Origin of the sequence: Reichenbachiella agariperforans (assembly GCF_900142205.1) — a bacterium.
GTDB lineage: Bacteria > Bacteroidota > Bacteroidia > Cytophagales > Cyclobacteriaceae > Reichenbachiella > Reichenbachiella agariperforans.
Genome location: NZ_FRAA01000009.1, coordinates 122,201 through 139,424, shown reverse-complemented (window position 1 = coordinate 139,424; position 17,224 = coordinate 122,201). Strand labels below are relative to the sequence as shown.

The 17,224-nt window shown below is 45.2% G+C and carries 18 protein-coding genes; 10 read left to right on the top strand and 8 right to left on the bottom strand.

Annotation, left to right across the window (positions count from 1 at the left end; genetic code table 11):
- Nucleotides 1-6 precede the first annotated feature (6 nt).
- The 4 genes from BUB99_RS18240 to BUB99_RS18225 all read right to left on the bottom strand — a co-directional run bounded on the left by BUB99_RS18240 (nt 7) and on the right by BUB99_RS18225 (nt 3,204).
- Nucleotides 7-609, bottom strand: a complete 603-nt coding sequence (locus BUB99_RS18240; RefSeq protein ID WP_073124974.1) for a bifunctional nuclease family protein — start codon at nt 607-609, stop codon at nt 7-9.
- Between the two features lie 6 nt (nt 610-615).
- Nucleotides 616-1,572 (bottom strand): electron transfer flavoprotein subunit alpha/FixB family protein, encoded by a 957-nt coding sequence (locus tag BUB99_RS18235; RefSeq protein WP_073124972.1) that lies wholly within the window; start codon nt 1,570-1,572, stop codon nt 616-618.
- A gap of 43 nt (nt 1,573-1,615) precedes the next feature.
- Nucleotides 1,616-2,353 (bottom strand): electron transfer flavoprotein subunit beta/FixA family protein, encoded by a 738-nt coding sequence (locus BUB99_RS18230; RefSeq protein ID WP_073124970.1) that lies wholly within the window; start codon nt 2,351-2,353, stop codon nt 1,616-1,618.
- Nucleotides 2,354-2,550: 197 nt separating this feature from the next.
- Nucleotides 2,551-3,204, bottom strand: a complete 654-nt coding sequence (locus BUB99_RS18225) for a hypothetical protein (protein WP_139281093.1) — start codon at nt 3,202-3,204, stop codon at nt 2,551-2,553.
- A 348-nt stretch (nt 3,205-3,552) separates the two neighbouring features.
- Between BUB99_RS18225 and BUB99_RS18220 the strand changes: the two genes are divergently transcribed.
- Complete coding sequence (locus tag BUB99_RS18220) at nt 3,553-5,352, top strand: acyl-CoA dehydrogenase (RefSeq protein WP_073124966.1); 1,800 nt, start codon at nt 3,553-3,555, stop codon at nt 5,350-5,352.
- A 247-nt stretch (nt 5,353-5,599) separates the two neighbouring features.
- Here the strand turns inward: BUB99_RS18220 and BUB99_RS20700 are convergent, their stop codons facing one another.
- The 3 genes from BUB99_RS20700 to BUB99_RS18205 all read right to left on the bottom strand — a co-directional run bounded on the left by BUB99_RS20700 (nt 5,600) and on the right by BUB99_RS18205 (nt 6,947).
- A complete protein-coding gene (locus BUB99_RS20700) occupies nt 5,600-5,785 on the bottom strand; it encodes a CRISPR-associated endonuclease Cas2 (protein WP_289847941.1) in 186 nt (61 codons plus the stop codon).
- Between the two features lie 259 nt (nt 5,786-6,044).
- A complete protein-coding gene (locus tag BUB99_RS18210; RefSeq protein ID WP_073124965.1) occupies nt 6,045-6,239 on the bottom strand; it encodes a hypothetical protein in 195 nt (64 codons plus the stop codon).
- A gap of 48 nt (nt 6,240-6,287) precedes the next feature.
- Nucleotides 6,288-6,947 (bottom strand): hypothetical protein, encoded by a 660-nt coding sequence (locus tag BUB99_RS18205; protein ID WP_073124959.1) that lies wholly within the window; start codon nt 6,945-6,947, stop codon nt 6,288-6,290.
- 252 nt (nt 6,948-7,199) lie between these two features.
- On the opposite strand from BUB99_RS18205, the gene BUB99_RS18200 reads away from it, so the two are divergent.
- The 5 genes from BUB99_RS18200 (at nt 7,200) to BUB99_RS18180 (ending at nt 11,467) form a co-directional block, all read left to right on the top strand.
- Nucleotides 7,200-7,583: a hypothetical protein gene (locus BUB99_RS18200; protein WP_084190657.1), complete on the top strand. Its 384-nt coding sequence runs from the start codon at nt 7,200-7,202 to the stop codon at nt 7,581-7,583.
- A 246-nt stretch (nt 7,584-7,829) separates the two neighbouring features.
- A complete protein-coding gene (locus BUB99_RS18195; protein WP_073124957.1) occupies nt 7,830-8,687 on the top strand; it encodes an MbnP family protein in 858 nt (285 codons plus the stop codon).
- Between the two features lie 7 nt (nt 8,688-8,694).
- On the top strand, nt 8,695-9,507 hold the full coding sequence (locus BUB99_RS18190; protein WP_139281092.1) for an MbnP family protein: 813 nt from the start codon (nt 8,695-8,697) through the stop codon (nt 9,505-9,507).
- Nucleotides 9,507-10,529: a cytochrome-c peroxidase gene (locus BUB99_RS18185; protein WP_073124953.1), complete on the top strand. Its 1,023-nt coding sequence runs from the start codon at nt 9,507-9,509 to the stop codon at nt 10,527-10,529. Before BUB99_RS18190 ends, BUB99_RS18185 begins: the two co-directional genes overlap by 1 nt.
- Nucleotides 10,526-11,467, top strand: coding sequence for a transporter (locus tag BUB99_RS18180; RefSeq protein WP_084190656.1), 942 nt, complete (start codon nt 10,526-10,528; stop codon nt 11,465-11,467). Before BUB99_RS18185 ends, BUB99_RS18180 begins: the two co-directional genes overlap by 4 nt.
- Before the next feature lie 5 nt (nt 11,468-11,472).
- On the opposite strand, the gene BUB99_RS18175 is transcribed toward BUB99_RS18180, so the two are convergent.
- Nucleotides 11,473-12,282, bottom strand: a complete 810-nt coding sequence (locus tag BUB99_RS18175) for a DUF3108 domain-containing protein (RefSeq protein ID WP_073124951.1) — start codon at nt 12,280-12,282, stop codon at nt 11,473-11,475.
- A 133-nt stretch (nt 12,283-12,415) separates the two neighbouring features.
- Between BUB99_RS18175 and BUB99_RS18170 the strand changes: the two genes are divergently transcribed.
- The 4 genes from BUB99_RS18170 (at nt 12,416) to BUB99_RS18155 (ending at nt 16,871) form a co-directional block, all read left to right on the top strand.
- Nucleotides 12,416-13,573, top strand: a complete 1,158-nt coding sequence (locus BUB99_RS18170) for a twitch domain-containing radical SAM protein (RefSeq protein WP_073124949.1) — start codon at nt 12,416-12,418, stop codon at nt 13,571-13,573.
- 60 nt (nt 13,574-13,633) lie between these two features.
- Complete coding sequence (locus tag BUB99_RS18165; protein WP_073124947.1) at nt 13,634-14,650, top strand: pirin family protein; 1,017 nt, start codon at nt 13,634-13,636, stop codon at nt 14,648-14,650.
- A 1,116-nt stretch (nt 14,651-15,766) separates the two neighbouring features.
- Nucleotides 15,767-16,351, top strand: a complete 585-nt coding sequence (locus BUB99_RS18160) for a Crp/Fnr family transcriptional regulator (protein ID WP_073125026.1) — start codon at nt 15,767-15,769, stop codon at nt 16,349-16,351.
- Between the two features lie 67 nt (nt 16,352-16,418).
- The gene (locus tag BUB99_RS18155; RefSeq protein WP_073124945.1) at nt 16,419-16,871 is read left to right on the top strand and encodes a DUF1569 domain-containing protein; all 453 of its coding nucleotides are present in this window, start codon (nt 16,419-16,421) and stop codon (nt 16,869-16,871) included.
- Nucleotides 16,872-17,224: the final 353 nt, after the last annotated feature.

Below are 17,224 nucleotides of genomic sequence, written 5' to 3'. Positions count from 1 at the left end.
GGAACGTTAATTCCTGCGGTTGAGTTCGTCTCTTATTTTAGCGGCTTTTTCATAATCCTCTTCACTCAGGGATTGATCTAGCAACTTTTGGAGACCATCTATGCTTTGGTTTTTGAGATACTCTGGAGATCCTATCGGCGCATCCTCTTCCTCCTCGTCGGTAGTGACCATCGTGTCGAGTTCTTCTTCGAACTCATCTGTCACGACGATTCCGGCTTCTTCTATGACCGATACGTGGGTATAGATTTCAGCATTGAATCGTATGCCTATCGCTATGGCGTCAGAGGGACGAGAGTCGATTTCTACGGTTTTCCCTTGGGCATCTTCGCAGATGATCCGTGCAAAAAAGACTCCTTCGCGTAAGTCAGAAATTAAAATTTGTTTGATGCTGATATTAAAATTCCCCGCAAATGACTTAAACAAGTCATGGGTCATGGGTCTGTTGGGCGTGATCTTTTCTATTTCGATGGCAATGGCCTGTGCCTCGAACATCCCTATAATTATCGGCAACCTTCTTTTTCCATGGCTCTCGCCTAGCACGAGCGCAAACGAACCCGATTGTGCGTGACTAGATGAGAGGCCGATGATATCTAACTTAATTTTCTCCAAACTGTATTAACTATTTATCGCTTTTAATGCTTCCGTCAATTTTGGTACTACTTCAAAAGCATCTCCTACTATACCGTAGTCTGCCGCTTTAAAAAACGGTGCTTCTTCGTCTTTGTTGATCACAACGATGACCTTCGAAGCATTGACTCCAGCGAGATGTTGGATCGCCCCTGAAATTCCGACCGCAATGTACAAAGAAGGAGCCACTTTAATACCCGTTTGACCAACATGTTCGTGATGAGGTCTCCAATCCATGTCCGAGACAGGCTTGCTGCATGCAGTAGCCGCACCGAGAGTCTTGGCTAGGTCTTCGATCATGCCCCAGTTTTCGGGGCCTTTGAGGCCTCTACCTCCTGATACTACGATCTCTGCTTCTGGCAGTAGTACATCTCCTGTTGCCTTTTCCTGCGAGAGGATTTTGACTTTGAAATCACCCGCTTGATCATCTGGCGTGAAGGCTTCTATCGTAGCTGTACCACCATCTTCTTTGATGCTTGCTGCATTTTTTTTGATACCTATCACACGTTTACCTTCTGTGAGGTCGACATGAGCAAAAGCCTTACCTGTATAGATGCTTCTCTTTACCGTGAATCCATTGGAGGTATCAGGCAACTCTACCACTTGACTCGCTAGGGAGGCGTTCATTTTGATGGCGAGTCTAGCTGCTACTGGATCACCCAGTGAGGAGTTGGCCAGCACGACTGTGTCTGCTGATTCGTTGGCTGCTGCTTTGGCGATTGCAGAGGCATAGGCTTGGATATTGCCTTCGTTGTATTTGGCATCACTGACATGCAAAATCTTCGTTGCGCCTGCTGCACCTGCAGACTGTAGTGCTGCTTCGTCTGCTTGTCCAAACGCAATGGCCGTCACTGCTGAGTCTATGCCTGAGGCATAACTGACTGCTTCGAGTGAAGTTTTCTTAACGGTTCCTTCTGATATTTCTATAAATACTAATACTGACATTTCTTTTTTTGTTCTATGTTTAACAATGATTCTAAAGGATGGATCAAATGACCTTCGCCTCGTTTTTTAGTAGATCAACGAGTTCGGACACATTGTTCGCATCGATCATTTTTACCGCACCTTTAGCAGCGGGTAGTTCATAGTTATTCAGTTTCGTTCGTGCGCTATCGTCAGAAGGCTCGACTACATGGAGTGGTTTGGATCTGGCCGTCATGATTCCACGCATGTTTGGGATTTTCCACTCAGCTATAGGCTCTTGACACCCCAGTACAAGCGGTAGTTCTGCCTCTAGGGATTCCTTACCTCCTTCGATTTCACGGGTCATTTTAGCAGTAGTTCCGTCTATATCCAGTGTCATCACAGGCGATAGACACGGGATACCCAAAAGCTCCGCGACCATGCCGTGTACTACGCCACTGTTGAAATCTATGGATTCTCTCCCCATCATGATTAGGTCGTAATTCCCTTCTTTGGCAATCGCAGCGATTTGGTTCGCTACAAAGAATGAATCCTTCGGGGCTGCATTGACACGAATGGCGTCATCTGCTCCTATCGCTAGTGCTTTGCGGAGCGTTGGTTCTGTTTCGGCTTCTCCTACGTTGATGACAGTGATGGTGCCACTGCTCTGCTCTTTGAGCTCCACGGCGCGAGCCAGTGCATAGTCGTCATAAGGTCCGATGATGTATTGTACACCTGTTTTGTCAAACTGGGTGTTGTTGTCCGTGAATGCGATTTTGGAAGTCGTATCAGGTACGTGTGTGATGCAAACCAGTATTTTCATGCTATTTTGTTTTGATGTTATTGTTGTTGAATAATTTAGTTTTCAAGAATCAAAAGTTCCTTTACAGTCTGCGTATTGATTCCATCTCTCTATACCTCTAATATAGTAATTCTAAGAAAAATCTAGTCCAATTGATCAGGGACAAATGCTTAGAATGGCTAGGATACTAGAAGTATACGGAAAGCAATAGCGTGTGATCACTTTCGAAGGATCACTTGGTCTTCGAATAGACTGTTGACGATTCGTTTTGAGTATTCACTTACCTCAAAGGTCGCTCTATACTCAGGGTCGATCTGATAGTGAGATATCCAAACTAGACCACTACCATCGAACTCGTTATAGTCCATGATGTAGTAGAAGTTGGCTTCCAGTACACCATATATGTCATGGGAGGGCTTTTGGGATTCTTCGTATCTGATTTGAAAGTACTGCCCGAATTTGTAAATGCCCTCTGTGTATTGCTGGAGCTCGTCATCACTGATGTCTTCATTATCTGTGGAGATATTGTCTATCAGTGCGGTAGTAAGGATACCATCAAACCCCAATGAAAATAAGTATCTCTTGAGGTGATCTGGGTCTATAGGACCTTCTAGCGCTATGTTGTATACCTCATGTCCGGCTATTGCTCTTATGCCTTTGCTTTTGAAGTTACGAACGGCATTTTCTTCAAATCGGATGTTAGCGCGTGTAGAGTCTGTGAGGCCAAATACGGCTATTTTCCGAAATTTTCTGGATTCAAATTGATCTTGCTCCCATACTGCATCTAGCACGAGTTCTTTCGAACTCGTACACCCGTACATGGAGAGACAAATGAGCAACGAGAGTTGAATGATGGTTGAGTTTTTTGACAAAGTCTTAGGGTTTGATTATTCAGATTCAATATATGACGAGGAGCTTTAATTTAAAAGAAACCTTATTTATTATAAAGTTGTTTTTTTGAGAAGGAGCCTTGTTTATTGGTCAGAGTTGGCGTTAAAACTATGTGCTTTAGAGTATCTCGCTTTTGCTTCTAGAAGCTAGTGTCTAGCGATCTAAGGTCTTGATTCCGGATGTAGAGAATTTCACTCTCTCCTAAACCTATGGTACTTTCAACCCATAGTGGTTTAGTTTTTAGCTAGAATATGCAAAGGAGAATGGCAGTTTTATGTGCTGATTTGTTAACTTCATTCTTCATATATTTTTTTATTAAACGCAGTACAATGGCAGAATACTATTCTCGTAGAAATCTTGAGTTTTTATTGACAGAAGTCTTTGACATTGAGGGTGTACTCAAGTTGGGGGTTTACAAAAAACATGATTTGGATAGTATCCGAATGATGCTGGATGCTGCTGATCAGTTGGCTCAAAATGAATTACACCCTTACTTTAAGGAAATGGACCAACAGGAACCTAGGCTCGAAGGAGGGAAGGTGAAGGTGCATCCTCAAGTGCGCAGCATGATGAAAAAATTCGGAGAAGGTGGGTGGATTTCTGCCAGTTCAGGACCTGCATTTGGAGGGATGGATTTACCCATAATGATTAGCTCAGCGGCGAATTATATTTTTGGGGCGGCTAATTTTTCTGCGAGTGTCTTTCCACAGTTGTCGACTGGTGTAGCTAGGTTGATAGAGCATTATGGCTCTGACTTCCTAAAGCATACTTATGTGCCCAACCTCTACAACGGTGCATGGCAAGGGACCATGGCGATGACCGAGCCAGATGCTGGCAGTTCGCTGTCTGATCTGAAAACGAAGGCTGTGCCGATCAATGAAGAGAATGAGATTTTTAGGATCAAAGGTCAAAAGATATTTATCTCTGCTGGAGATCACGATGGCGTAGGGAACGTCATCCATCTCGTGTTAGCACGAATACAGGATGCTCCAGAGGGTACCAAAGGCTTGTCTTTGTTTTTGGTGCCGCAGAAGATGACCAACGAAGAGGATAAAATTGTACTTAACGACATCAAGACATCTGGTATCTATCACAAGATGGGCTATAAGGGTACTCCGATAGTTCATTTGTCGTTTGGTGACGAAGATAGATGCTATGGCTATCTGTTAGGTGAAGCGAATCAAGGACTAGCGCAGATGTTTCAGATGATGAATGAAGCTAGGATAGGTGTAGGGCTGAGTGCCACTGCGATAGCTTCAGCTGCCTATTATACTTCTCTCAACTATGCGAAGGAAAGACTGCAAGGCCGTCTCCCTGATGAGAAAGATGTATCCAAACCCCAAGTGCCCATTATCAAACATGCCGATGTGAAGCGTATGCTGCTACAGCAAAAAGCGATCTCGGAAGGCTCTTTGTCACTATTGATGAATTGTGCGAGATATGCTGATATCATCAAAGGAGGGGGGGTAGAAAGCAAAGAAATTTATCAATTGACGCTGGATCTTTTGACGCCTGTAGCTAAAACCTTTCCGAGTGAGTATGGGGTACAATGTACCGCCAATGCAATTCAGATTTTTGGAGGGGCAGGGTACTGCAAGGATTTTCCAGTAGAGCAATATTACAGAGATATCAAAATTCACACACTGCATGAGGGAACTACAGGGATCCATGGATTGGACTTGTTAGGTCGTAAAATTATCATGGGAGGAGGGATCGCCTTTAGGGCATTTACCGAAGAGGTGACGAAGACGATCAAGAAGGTGAAACTGGAGATTCTGGAGTTGAATAAGTATGGAGAAAGACTAGGAGATGCTTTGTTTAGGTTGCAGAACGTAACGATGCGTCTCTCGACCATGGCGATGAAGGAGAAAAAGGAAGTCTTTATGGCCGACGCTACACTCTACTTGGAACTATTTGGTTTGGTAGCAGTGGGTTGGCAGTGGCTGTTACAAGCGATCCCTAGTCAAATAGCCGTCAACGAAAACCGTGGAGACGAATTCTACGAGAGCAAGCTCTACACCATGCGCTACTACTTCGAATACGAATTACCCAAAACAGAATCGATTATTACCAGACTCAACAGTTCTGATAACCTCTTGGTAGAGGTACAAGATGAACATTTGATTTAGCCGTTGGTTGGCTAACAGATTGGTGTTTTTAACAGCACAGGTAGGTGTAACTATCTGTTCTGTTGTGTTTTAAGGGGTAGTTGGGCGGTAAAAAAGGCTGCTAAAACCCTGTCGGGTTTTTTATTGATTTGTGTCCCTTGTTCTCGCTCGCAGCGAGGACAAGGGTTCAATCTGTGTCAAAGCTGTCTGCCGAATTTAGAGAGGTATTGAATCTCTCCCAATCTGGTCGATTGACCTAGGACAATGATCAAAATAGGGACAGTTGCTGCGGTACGGCAGGCAATTCCTTTTCCTTTTTGCCAAAGTAGAGTTCCATGTTGCCGAACTGTTTGTCGGTGATCACCATGATGCCCACATAGCCATCGGGAGGCAGGTTCATCTTGACACGTTTGATGTGTACTGCTGCGTTTTCTCTACTGGGGCAGTGGCGCAGGTAGATCGAAAACTAAAACATCCTAAATCCATCTTTCAACAACTTTTTTCGGAAGCTGGCCGCATTGCGTCTGTCCTTTTTGGTATCGGTCGGGAGATCAAAAAACACCATTACCCACATGATTCTGTATTGGTTTAGGCGATGGGTTTGCATCTCTCGGGGAGTTTGAGCTTGTCTCGTTTGCCCATCAGGCAGTCTGCCAGGCTGGCAGTAGTGTACTGAATGGCGATCATGAGTGGGCGCCTTTCTTTGCCCAGCATCACATCGATGGTGGGGAGCTGGAGCAGGTGTTTTTTGAGATCGTGATGCCATAGTGGTCGAGTATCGCTACGCCTACGTCTTCTATAGGGATGGTGACGTTCTCTTTTTCCCCTTCGGGAAACCGTATGACCAGCTGCTGGTCTTTGGTGCTGAGGTAGGCGGGATTGCCAAAGTATAGGGTTCGTTTGATCATGGGTTTAGGGTCTTGGTTATTGTTTTATATAGTAACCCTCCAAGGGTTCTAAACCCTTGGAGGGTTAGGGGTTTTCGTTGACGATTCTAATTTGATCTGGTCGGGATAGATGATGTTTTGTTGATGAAAAGATTTGAAAGCTTCTGTGCTACCAAACCATTCGATAACCTCCTGTCGCTGTAGGCGTGTGGGCTGGTTACTAATTAGAGGGTTATAGGAGGAGTGAGGCCAGTCGTCGTACTGCTTGCCAAATCGATGGTGAATAGGATTGTGATGGATGCCCGCCTTCCGGACGGACAGGTAGTGAATGACCTTGGTGAGGTAGTCGTTGCTGGTGATTTCTATTCTTTTGAAATTGGGTATGAACAAGCTGCCTCGGCGGTTGTACATTTTATTATAGGCTTGCGTATAGCTGTTGAATAGATGAGAGAACTGTCTGCTGATGGTGTTAGAGAACCCTTCAAGGGTTTCAAACCCTTGGAGGGTTGGCTGCTTGGTATGGATAAATTGTAGCACCTTATTCTCATCATAAACCCGAACCAAAGCATGAAAATGATTGGGCATCAGGCAATAGCTGTAGGTGCCAGCGATGGGTTCTATATACTTGACCCACTGGCGCAGAAAGTAACGATAGTTTTCGTCTGAGCGGAAGAGGTTTTCCGAGCCGTTGGCGTGGTTGTAGACATGGTAGTAGGTTTCGGGTTGCATGGATCGGACAGTTAAACTAATGCTAAAAGTGGTGAATCAAAAATTGTAAAGCCATTTTAGGCAGGATAGGCGTGTGTTTTGATGTTGTGAATTTTCCAAAGTCCGATCATCTGTCTCTCGAGATCTTGAGTCTTTTGGGTTGGCTGCTATGGACTACTTTGTAAAAGAGGGGGGGATTTAGGACGACTAACTGAGAAACTATTTCTTAGTCTTGTCTTGTCTTTGGTTTTTTTCAGCAGCATTTTTGCGGCGATGCATATCATCAAACACATATTGATCTATCTACTGGTGCTCAATACGCTGGCGAGTACACTGGCTGTGCCGTTGATCTATATGGATTTTGGGATGCGTCAGGACTACATCGCAGAGGTGCTCTGTATCAATCGAGACAAGCCTATGCTCAACTGTGATGGAAAATGCTACCTCGCCAAAAAACTACAAGCTGCGCAGGAGCAACAGGAGCAAGAGAACGAAACGATCAACATCAAGTCTGCACCTGTCTTCTTTGCTCAGATACAGGAGGCAATTGCTTTTGACAAGCACATCGGCCTACTCCAGAACACTTATCAAGTGCTGCCCGGCATCTTGAACTATACGGCTTATCTACAGCAAATCTTTACTCCACCTCGGGGTTGAATTGATTATTTATTTTTTGTGGGAAGGATTGTTGGCTTAGTGATAACGGCTGACGGTTTTAGTTTGGTTCTTTAGTCACATTGTATGATCTGTGTGTCACAGGCGAAGAGCTTGAACTACAGTTATTGTCTAAAGTCTAACATCTAGATCTAATGTCTTGTTTCTTAAAGTCTAGGCTCTAGCATCGTCCCACCCGAGTCATTTGGCTCAATTAGTTTATTAATAGATTTTAATCAATTCGAAATAATGAAATATTACAATATGGTGATTGCACTTGCTGCGATCGTGTTTTTTAGTGCGTGTGACGATGAGGACGAAGGTGGCGAAATGGACATGCCTGGTACTGTCACACTGATGTTTGACAATGTCGCAGGAGATGCTGATTTGGTATTGGAAGCAGACGCATCGACCAACTATAACTTGACCAACGCATTGGATCAGGCGTTCAACGTGGATCTGCTGGGATATTATATCTCTGAGATCAAACTGACAGGCATGGAAGGAACAGCAGACTATGCCGACGAAGTTGTGTATAGTGCGGAAGAGCCCTTAGGGTTTTATCTCGTGGAGGAGACCGTAGATGGTATTTCTGGGCACATGATCACACTCAAAGACGTGCCTATGGGACACTACACATCGGTGACTTTCACGCTGGGAGTCAGTATGGATTACCTTTCTGAGGGCGCACAAGGTGGTGCATTGAGTGAGTCCAACGGGTATGTATGGAGCTGGAACTCTGGCTACATTGGATACAAACTCGAAGGAGCCGCAGAACACGGTGAAGCCAGCGAACACCACGGAAGACAAAACGAAGCAGCGTCACTTGCCTATCACCTCGGTGGAGAAGGGGAGGATTTTAGTAACATCAAGACGATCACGTTGGATCTAGGTACACATGTGATGATCAGCAGTGCATCTACATCCATGGTGACGATCACGTCGGATGTGTTGAAAGCTCTGACAGGAGAGACGGACATTGATTTTACGACTTTGGCGACTGCTCACGCTCCCGCTCAGAGCCAGCCAATAGGAAACAATCTGATGAGTGCTTTTGCTGTCGAATCAGTTGAAAACGACGCAGAAAGCACACACGAACATGAATAGCAACCGAATGAAAAAAGCAGTTTATACGCTTTTATTATCCACTATCATCCTCTTCAGCCAATGTACTGAAGAGGACAATGGTGTGAGCACTGGGACAGTAGAGATCAAATTTGACAATGTCGTCGGAGACATACAAGCGGGGCTACTGGCCAACCCTGGTAACGAGGACTATCCTTACACGACTGTCTTGGGGCAGCAGTACAATTTGACTTTGGTCAAATACATCGTCAGTGAAATCGTACTGGAAGGCCCTGATGGAGCCTACTATGCGGATGAGCTGTCTATAGCAGGCGATGATGTCAATGGCTACTACTTGATAGATGAGTCTAACCTGAGTAGTCAGACTTTGACGGTGGATCAGATCGCTCCGGGGGTGTATGATCAGATATCATTTAAGATAGGGATAGAAGAAGAAGGGGTAGATCAAGGTGCCAGTATCATCTTGGATGGGATGTTTTGGGCGTGGAGCTCTGGCTACATCGGGATGAAAGTAGAGGGGCAGTCTTCGTCCTCTGCAGGAGAGTCTTTTGGTGATACGATCGAGGAGACTAATCCACATGGATTTGGCTATCACATCGGAGGATGGAAGTCTCCTAATAATGTCAGAGAGGTGACGATCGCGATGGATGAGATACGCATCACGCCAGATTACAAACCAGAGATTCATCTGGTGATAGATATAGCGAAGTTTTTGGATGGAGGGTTGACCTTTGATTTTTCGAAGCGCAACAGCATCCATGACGCAGCAACAGGCGCAGAGTATGCGGACAATATTCCCGGTATGTTTCGCTTTGATCATGTGCACAACAACCCCTTGTGATGAGAAAGAAATTAGGGTTTCTACTGGTCATGGGATGGCTATTGATGGCCTGTGAGGGAGACAAAGGCGAGATTCCCTTTGGCTTTGTACAGCCGGAGCATTTTCCAGCAGCGACTTATACATTTGACAACAACCCTATATCAAAAGAGGGATTCGAACTGGGTAAGTTCATCTTCAACGATCCTCTTTTGTCAAGAGACAGTACCGTGTCCTGCGCTTCGTGCCATGACCAACGGGTCGCCTTTGCAGACCCTCAGCATAGACTGAGTATCGGGATAGACGCACAGATCGGTGCGCGAAATGCACCTCCAATATTCAATTTGGCCTTTGTCAATGCGTTCTTTTGGGACGGGGGCGTGACACACGTGGATTTTATTCCGCTCAATCCCATCGCCAATCCCGTCGAGATGGATCAGGACATAGCAGTTGTCATCGAGAAGATGCGGGCTAGTGCTTTGTATCAGCAGAAGTTTGCCACTGCATTCGGTGAGGGAACAGAGATCAACAGTGCGCGTATGCTGCATGCACTCTCTCAGTTCATGGTGATGATGGTATCTGCTAATTCTAGTTACGATCAGTACTTGCTCGAAGGGGCGGCACTGAGCGAGTCTGCGTTGCGGGGTTTGGCGTTGTTCGAGGAGAACTGTGCCACCTGTCATGAGGGTAACCTCTTCACAGATGGTAGTTTTAGAAATAACGGTTTGGATACTGAGGTGACTGACATAGGTCGCTACTTGATCACAGAGGAGAACGGGGACTTGGCGAAGTTCAAAGTGCCGAGCCTTCGAAACATCGCTTTGACGGCTCCCTACATGCATGACGGACGATTCGAGACGCTGGATGAGGTGCTGACCCACTACAGCAGTGGGGTACAACAGTCTGCTACACTCGATCCATTACTGCAAGCAGGGGGGATTTTGGGAATCCCACTGAGTGACGCACAGCAGTCAGACATTATTACATTTCTAGAGACATTGACCGATGAGGAGTTCGTGTCCAATCCATTATTTTTTGCTCCATGAGAAAACTAAGCATCATACTTTTCCTGTCTCTATTCGCATCCAGTGTATGGGCCTGTGATATCTGCGGATGCCAATTGGGCGGGTATTCGTTTGGGATATTGTCCCAGAACCCGACACATTTTATAGGGATACGCTACAACCAATCGCATTTCGAAGCGCACATAGATAATCAATCTATACCCGATGAGTACTCGGATGATACCTATCGGACGATGGAGTTGATGGGACGCTATGTGATTAGTAAACGGTGGCAGCTTTCGGCGATTGTCCCCTATAGCATCAACAGTATGGATGGAAATAGTCAAAAGACCGAAGTGAATGGCATAGGCGATCCGATCTTGATGGGATATTTCAATGTACTCAACACTTCGTCGGAGAATTTTCGTGATTTGAACCATTCGTTGCTAGTGGGGGCGGGGCTCAAGTTTCCAGTAGGGACTTATGACGCTGCGGAGAATGATGTGTTGATCAACAGAAACTTTCAGTTGGGGTCGGGTAGTCTGGACTATATCCTCTCAGGGATTTATACGGTGAAGTATAAAAGTTTTGGACTGAATCTCGAAGGGTCATATAAGATGAATACGGAAAACGACCTTCACTATCGTTTTGGAAATCAGCTCGGTGTATCCGCTAAGGCATACTATGCACTGATCCAACCCAGCTACAGTCTGTTGCCCTACGTTGGTATGACCTATGAGCAGTCCGAGATACATACGGACGAGGGGTTCAAACAAGTTAATACTGGTGGAAATGCACTATTGGGGACTTTGGGCATGCAAGCTTTCGTATCACGCATCATGTTGATGGCCAGCTACTCCATACCGATCAAACAGGATTACAATACAGATCAGCGTAGTACGATCGAGTCGCAGCAGCGTTTTCAGTTAGGTGTGGTTTTTAACATCCCATCCAAAAGTAGCCGTGAGATCATGCTTTAAGAGTCCTAAAAATCTGGTGTGCCACCATTGACCTCAGTGAGTTCGCATCGGGCATTCCCAAAGGCTAGTTTGCACTGGATGGCCAAGGGGATGTTGCGACCATCACTAGATACCCAAGCGTGTACAGGCCTTCCGTAGGTGTACTCTGTATCTGCGGGTAAGTATATCTGTGTGAGGTAAGTGTCGACTTTCTCATCGTTGTATTTGATTTTGTCTTTGCCTTTATAAATCAGTGATACAGGGTAGACCTTCTTTTTGTAGTGAGTCATCACGGTGACGGTATCATTTTTTTTATGCTTGGACCAGTCTACATCCATGAAATACACGAAGGTACTGACGATATCATAGCTGTCTGGGGTCATGTTGACCACCCAGTTGCGGTCTGATTTCTCTCCTTTCTTGGTTTTTTTAGCCTTGACAGTGATCTCATTCTTGTCATAGTCAAACGAGTTCCATTGATCCCAAAATCCGTTTTTGATCGTAACGTGTTTCTCTGAGAGGTAGGGGTGTAGTGTACGGCTATTGATGACTGACATATAGTTGTCATCCATCTCAGTGAAAAAGGCAGCCATGCCATCGGTATAGGCGTAAGCCTTTACGACATGGTGGTATTGATCCTGGATTATCATGTTGTTTTCTTCAAATACGAGATCACCACCCCCGAGCGTGAACCAGCCTATTTTGAATTTATAACTGAGCTTGTTGACTTTCATTTTGGTCAGTTCACCGTCTGGGTGCACATGAGATTGCGCCATGATGGAGCCACCGAAAATAAAGAGAAGTATGATAAATGACTTGAGTATATTCGACTTCATATTGCTATTAAATTACCATTCAAAATAATCAAATTGCTTCGGATACCTTAAACTTGTTTTGAATCTAAATGTTCCAAATCTTTAATCCAAATTGACAGAGAAAGATCAAATACCAGACCATAAATTTTGTCCTATGCCTTGGGTGCATCTACATGCCGATACGACGGGTAAGGTAAAGGCATGCTGTAGCACGTCTGTCACCTATGGGGATTTGGCGCATCAGTCTGTGTCTGATATATGGGAGGGCGAATCAATTAAGGCTTTTCGTCAGCAGGTATTAGTCCAGGGAGTGGATAGGAGGTGTTCGAGTTGTCTACATAGGGAGCAAGCGGGCAAGGAGAGTATGCGTACCGAAACGATCGCCAAGTATCCCGAGTTGTCTAGACAAATCGTGAATGAGCAGACTGTAACCAGTCAGTTAAAGCCTGTGTATCTGGATATTCGGTTTTCTAACGTGTGCAACCTCAGGTGCCGGACGTGCTGGCATGGTGCCAGTTCGAGTTGGTTCGAAGAGGGCAAACAGCTGAATAATACGGCGGGTAATCAGGCTATTATTCGCGCTACGACCAACAATCGCCAATTGGTCACCGACGTGATGAACTACTGTGAGGCAATCGACGAGGTGTATTTTGCTGGAGGTGAGCCACTCATGATGGAGGAGCATTATCAACTGTTGGATAGCTTGCTGGCTACAAAGCAACAACCGCTGATTCGATACAATACCAACCTAAGCCTGCTCCAGCGCAAAACCTATGATGCCTGTGATTATTGGCGGCAGTTTGATCACGTGAAAGTGTCGGTGAGTATCGATGAACTAGCGCAGCGAGGAGAGTATGTCCGCAAAGGACTGAAGTGGGAGCTGTTGCTGAAGAATATCGAACAGGTTCAGGTTAAGTGTCCACACGTAGCGATAGAAATAGCCCCAACTGTGAGTGTCTTCAATGTAGCGAGACTGGGAGAGGTGCATCGATATTTTGTGGATCGCCAGATCATAGCTGTATCCAATATCTACCTCAATGTCCTAGATCGACCCAGTGCCTACAACATTGTACATTTGGATGAAGGGGCTAAAAGAGAAGCCAAAGAACACCTGACGGCACATATCGCTTGGTTAGCGTCTGTGGGTGCAGATGTGACACTGATAGACGAGTTTAAATCTCTGATCGAATACATGTACGCCCGCGTCGCTAACCCAAAGTTTCAGCAGCACTTTGCCCAGATGACGCAGCAGTTGGACGGGATGCGAAAGGAGGATTATACTGCCATTTTTGAAAAAAGCTTCCAGAAATAGCAACCAACACCCAATGATTCTGTATATATGTTGTAACATATAATTTGAATAGTCAAGATCATGTCTGATAAGATTCTAAACATCGAGCCGATGGTTTTTCCATGGCGAACCCAAGATCCATTTTTGTTTTGTGCACATCATAGAGACCTCTACCCAAAAGGGAATGAGCAGTTCGGCCCAGCGACGAGTCTATCAGGGCGCAATATGGGGTCAGATTTTACGATCAAGGATGGGTTTAGAATGTATCATGGCATGACCGTGCCAGGTTTTCCGTCCCACCCACATCGTGGTTTTGAGACCGTTACCATCGCCAAAGAGGGCATGGTAGACCATTCAGATTCTTTGGGTGCAGCTGGACGATTTGGAGAGGGAGATGTGCAGTGGATGACTGCTGGCAAAGGCGTACAGCATTCGGAGATGTTTCCGTTGCTCAATCAGGACAAAGAAAATACACTGGAGATTTTTCAGATCTGGCTCAACCTACCTGCGAAGAGCAAAATGGTGGAGCCCTACTTCTCCATGCTATGGCATGAAAAAATCCCTGTCGTCGAACAAAGCACAGATGGAGCAAAGAGCAAAGTGAGTGTGATCGCGGGTGCATTTGGGGAGCAGCAAGCATTGCGCCCTGCGCCAGATTCTTGGGCTGCGGACGATGCTCATGAGGTAGCGATCTGGACGATCAAACTAGAGCCGGGTGCGAAGGTGTCCATTCCTGCTGCCAAAAGTACCGAAGCGAACCGCACCTTGTATTTTTACCAAGGAACGGGGCTGAAAGTGGAAGGTCAAGAGATCAGCGACTATCACCTCATGGATGTGGATAGTACTGCCGAACTCTCACTAGTGGGAGGAGGTACGGACTGTTATGTGTTGGTGCTGCAAGGCAAACCACTCAATGAACCCGTCGTACAACATGGCCCCTTCGTGATGAATACCCATGAGCAAATCCATCAAACGATGCAGGAGTATGGTCGTACGCAGTTTGGTGGATGGCCATGGCCTAAGTCCGAACAAGTACACGATCCAAAGCGTGGTAGATTCGCACTACATGCTGATGGGAGAGAGGAGAGTCCTTCGTAGAAATCTCTACCAGAACAGCGTGTTATGACTTTCCAAAGATTCTAGGTTGGTCGGGTTGCTTTTGAGAGGCTTATCTGCGTTGATAATGAGGATTCACAATTGTATTCACTCTCTTTCTATCTAAAACCCAAGCCAATGGACTTATTATCAAAAGATTCAGAACATAGGAAAAGCAATAAAACGATAGAACGAAAAAAGAGATAACAACTGGGATGATCAAGCCGGAGAAGGAAAAAGCAAAATTTTCTAAAAGTATTGCTCAGAACCAATGCATAGATTCATTGAGTGTAACTGAACAAAGTACACCAAAGGTAAGAGCTAAAGCAATTAGCCCCCAGATATATCTGTGGGTTATTCCTTGTTTTAGTTTATTAAGACCACCCGAAAGTTTAGCGGGAAATGGTTTCCCTCTCTAGTATTTACTCTCTCAAAGAGCCCCATAAAAGCAAGTCAAATGCCCCTCAAAACAAACACGTGTGTTCGGTCTTCCAAACACGTGTGTTCGACCTTTCAAACACGTGTGTTTCAAGCCCCAAACACACGTGTTTCAGGCTCCAAACACACGTGTTTGAAAAAGGGGGAGTGAAAACCGCCTTCAGGCTTTGTAAAGGGGGTTTTTGCTGAGCTGGGATTCTCGTCCGGGGCTTACCAATAGGATAATTATGCTTTGTCTAAGTGACGAGACTGGTCAAGCAAAAAAATCTGGTCTTAGGTTAAGCGTTCGCGATCCTAAGAACCAAAATGTAGAAGTGTTGGTGTTTTGCAGGAGGTGTAACAGTTGTACAGCTCGTAGTGGAGGACTGCGCTGATCTGCGTCCTCGTACCTCGTCCTAGTCGGGCAATGACGGTACTATTGGTTTGCTAGGCTTGGGTCTATATGCAACGCGCTTATTTCAACCACCCTATTCTGACTGGTCGCATTTCCCAATGCGACTGAAATCTTCTTGGTATTATGTAATACCAAAGAAGGGCGTCTGCCCAGTGTGATAGGTAATGCCTATTCGATCACCTTGTAGATAAGTTAGTAAATAAAGTGTGACTCTCCGTAGATAGATCGACTATTGCTTGCTAATTTCCATCCATTATAACTATACCTATCACAAACAACCTATAGCAGTGAGAGAAAAACTTAGAGAATATTTTGAACAGGACCTATCCTTGTCTAAAGATGTGGAGGAGGTAGTCAATGCTTTTGAGCATGTTGTCATTGACAAGAACGATTACCTCTTCAATGCCGGTTCGACCATTGACCACTATTACATTTTAGAAGAAGGGTTTGTGAGGTCCTTTGCCATCGATACAAAGGGCAATGATATTACCACTCACTTTTTTTCGAAGGGAGAAATAGTCATAGACTGGCCTGCTTTCTTCATGCATCAAAAGACCTCAGAGTACTACCAAGCGATGACAAAATGCTCTGCTTGGCGACTAGGTTTTGACAGGTTTCAAGAGCTCTTTCATTCGATCGCTGACTTTAGAGAAGCGGGGCGTACGCGGTTGGTAGGGAGCTACTTTGTGATGAAAAATCGCAACATTGAAATGATTACTAAATCTGCTAAAGAAAGGTATGAAACACTTTTTAGACAGCATCCTGAGGTTATCAAAAATGCATCGCTCAAACATATCGCAACTTTGTTGGGCATTACAGATACTTCTTTGAGTAGGATTAGAAAAGAAATGGCCAGCGGTTCGGTTTCTTGACATATGACAAGATTTGGAAGCGAACGAATGCCCAATTTTGTTTTATCATTTAATTAACCATTGAATCATGAAAACAATCTTTGATCAAAACGTCTTGAGCGAACTACAGCTTAGAATCGACAATCTCTCACCACAAGCAACAGCGGCGTGGGGCAAAATGAATACTTATCAGATGCTAAGGCATTGTATTTTGAGTGAGCGAATGTTTCTAGGGGACAATCAATACAAGAGACTTTTTATAGGTAGGCTTTTTGGGAAAGTAGCCTTGAAAGGGATTCTTAAAAATGACAATCCTCTGAAAGAAAATCAACCTACTCATCCAGCGTTCAAAATAACGGGCGAAGGAGACATAGTGCCTTTGAAGAACAACTGGAAGACACTACTGGAGAGATACTCGACGATCAGTCCCGACGAACTCGCTGGGTTTTTGCATCCGTTTTTTGGAGCGATGACCCGCGACCAAATCGGGCAGTATGTCTATAAGCATACAGATCATCATCTCCGACAGTTTAAGGCCTAGTGATACAAATTCCCTCTTACTGGTCTAGGTAATTTCTCTGGTCTTAGGTTAAGCGCGAGCGATCCTAAGACCAAAAATGTAGAAGTGTTGGTGTTTTGCAGGAGGTGTAGCTGAATAGCTTGTAGTGGGGGATTGCACCGATCTGCGTCCTCGTACCTCGTCCTAGTCGGGCAATGACGGTACTTTTGGTTTGATAGGCTTGGGTCTATGCAAAGCGTTCAACCACTCTATGTTTACCCGTCATAGCCTGGCGATAGACCAGGCTATCCCCATCGGAGAGCGGAGAAGTAGGCTAATCAATCATTGAGCAGAGACAGATACCATTTGGCACTTGATCAGATAGAAGGATGTCC

Coding starts and splice junctions, on each gene's coding strand:
- BUB99_RS18155 (WP_073124945.1), top strand. CDS start 16,419: ATGAAAACAATCTTTGATCAAAACGTCTTGAGCGAACTACAGCTTAGA.
- BUB99_RS18175 (WP_073124951.1), bottom strand. CDS start 12,282: ATGAAGTCGAATATACTCAAGTCATTTATCATACTTCTCTTTATTTTC.
- BUB99_RS18190 (WP_139281092.1), top strand. CDS start 8,695: ATGAAAAAAGCAGTTTATACGCTTTTATTATCCACTATCATCCTCTTC.
- BUB99_RS18210 (WP_073124965.1), bottom strand. CDS start 6,239: ATGATCAAACGAACCCTATACTTTGGCAATCCCGCCTACCTCAGCACC.
- BUB99_RS18205 (WP_073124959.1), bottom strand. CDS start 6,947: ATGCAACCCGAAACCTACTACCATGTCTACAACCACGCCAACGGCTCG.
- BUB99_RS18165 (WP_073124947.1), top strand. CDS start 13,634: ATGTCTGATAAGATTCTAAACATCGAGCCGATGGTTTTTCCATGGCGA.
- BUB99_RS18220 (WP_073124966.1), top strand. CDS start 3,553: ATGGCAGAATACTATTCTCGTAGAAATCTTGAGTTTTTATTGACAGAA.
- BUB99_RS18185 (WP_073124953.1), top strand. CDS start 9,507: ATGAGAAAGAAATTAGGGTTTCTACTGGTCATGGGATGGCTATTGATG.
- BUB99_RS18180 (WP_084190656.1), top strand. CDS start 10,526: ATGAGAAAACTAAGCATCATACTTTTCCTGTCTCTATTCGCATCCAGT.
- BUB99_RS18200 (WP_084190657.1), top strand. CDS start 7,200: ATGCATATCATCAAACACATATTGATCTATCTACTGGTGCTCAATACG.
- BUB99_RS18195 (WP_073124957.1), top strand. CDS start 7,830: ATGAAATATTACAATATGGTGATTGCACTTGCTGCGATCGTGTTTTTT.
- BUB99_RS18230 (WP_073124970.1), bottom strand. CDS start 2,353: ATGAAAATACTGGTTTGCATCACACACGTACCTGATACGACTTCCAAA.
- BUB99_RS18235 (WP_073124972.1), bottom strand. CDS start 1,572: ATGTCAGTATTAGTATTTATAGAAATATCAGAAGGAACCGTTAAGAAA.
- BUB99_RS18170 (WP_073124949.1), top strand. CDS start 12,416: ATGCCTTGGGTGCATCTACATGCCGATACGACGGGTAAGGTAAAGGCA.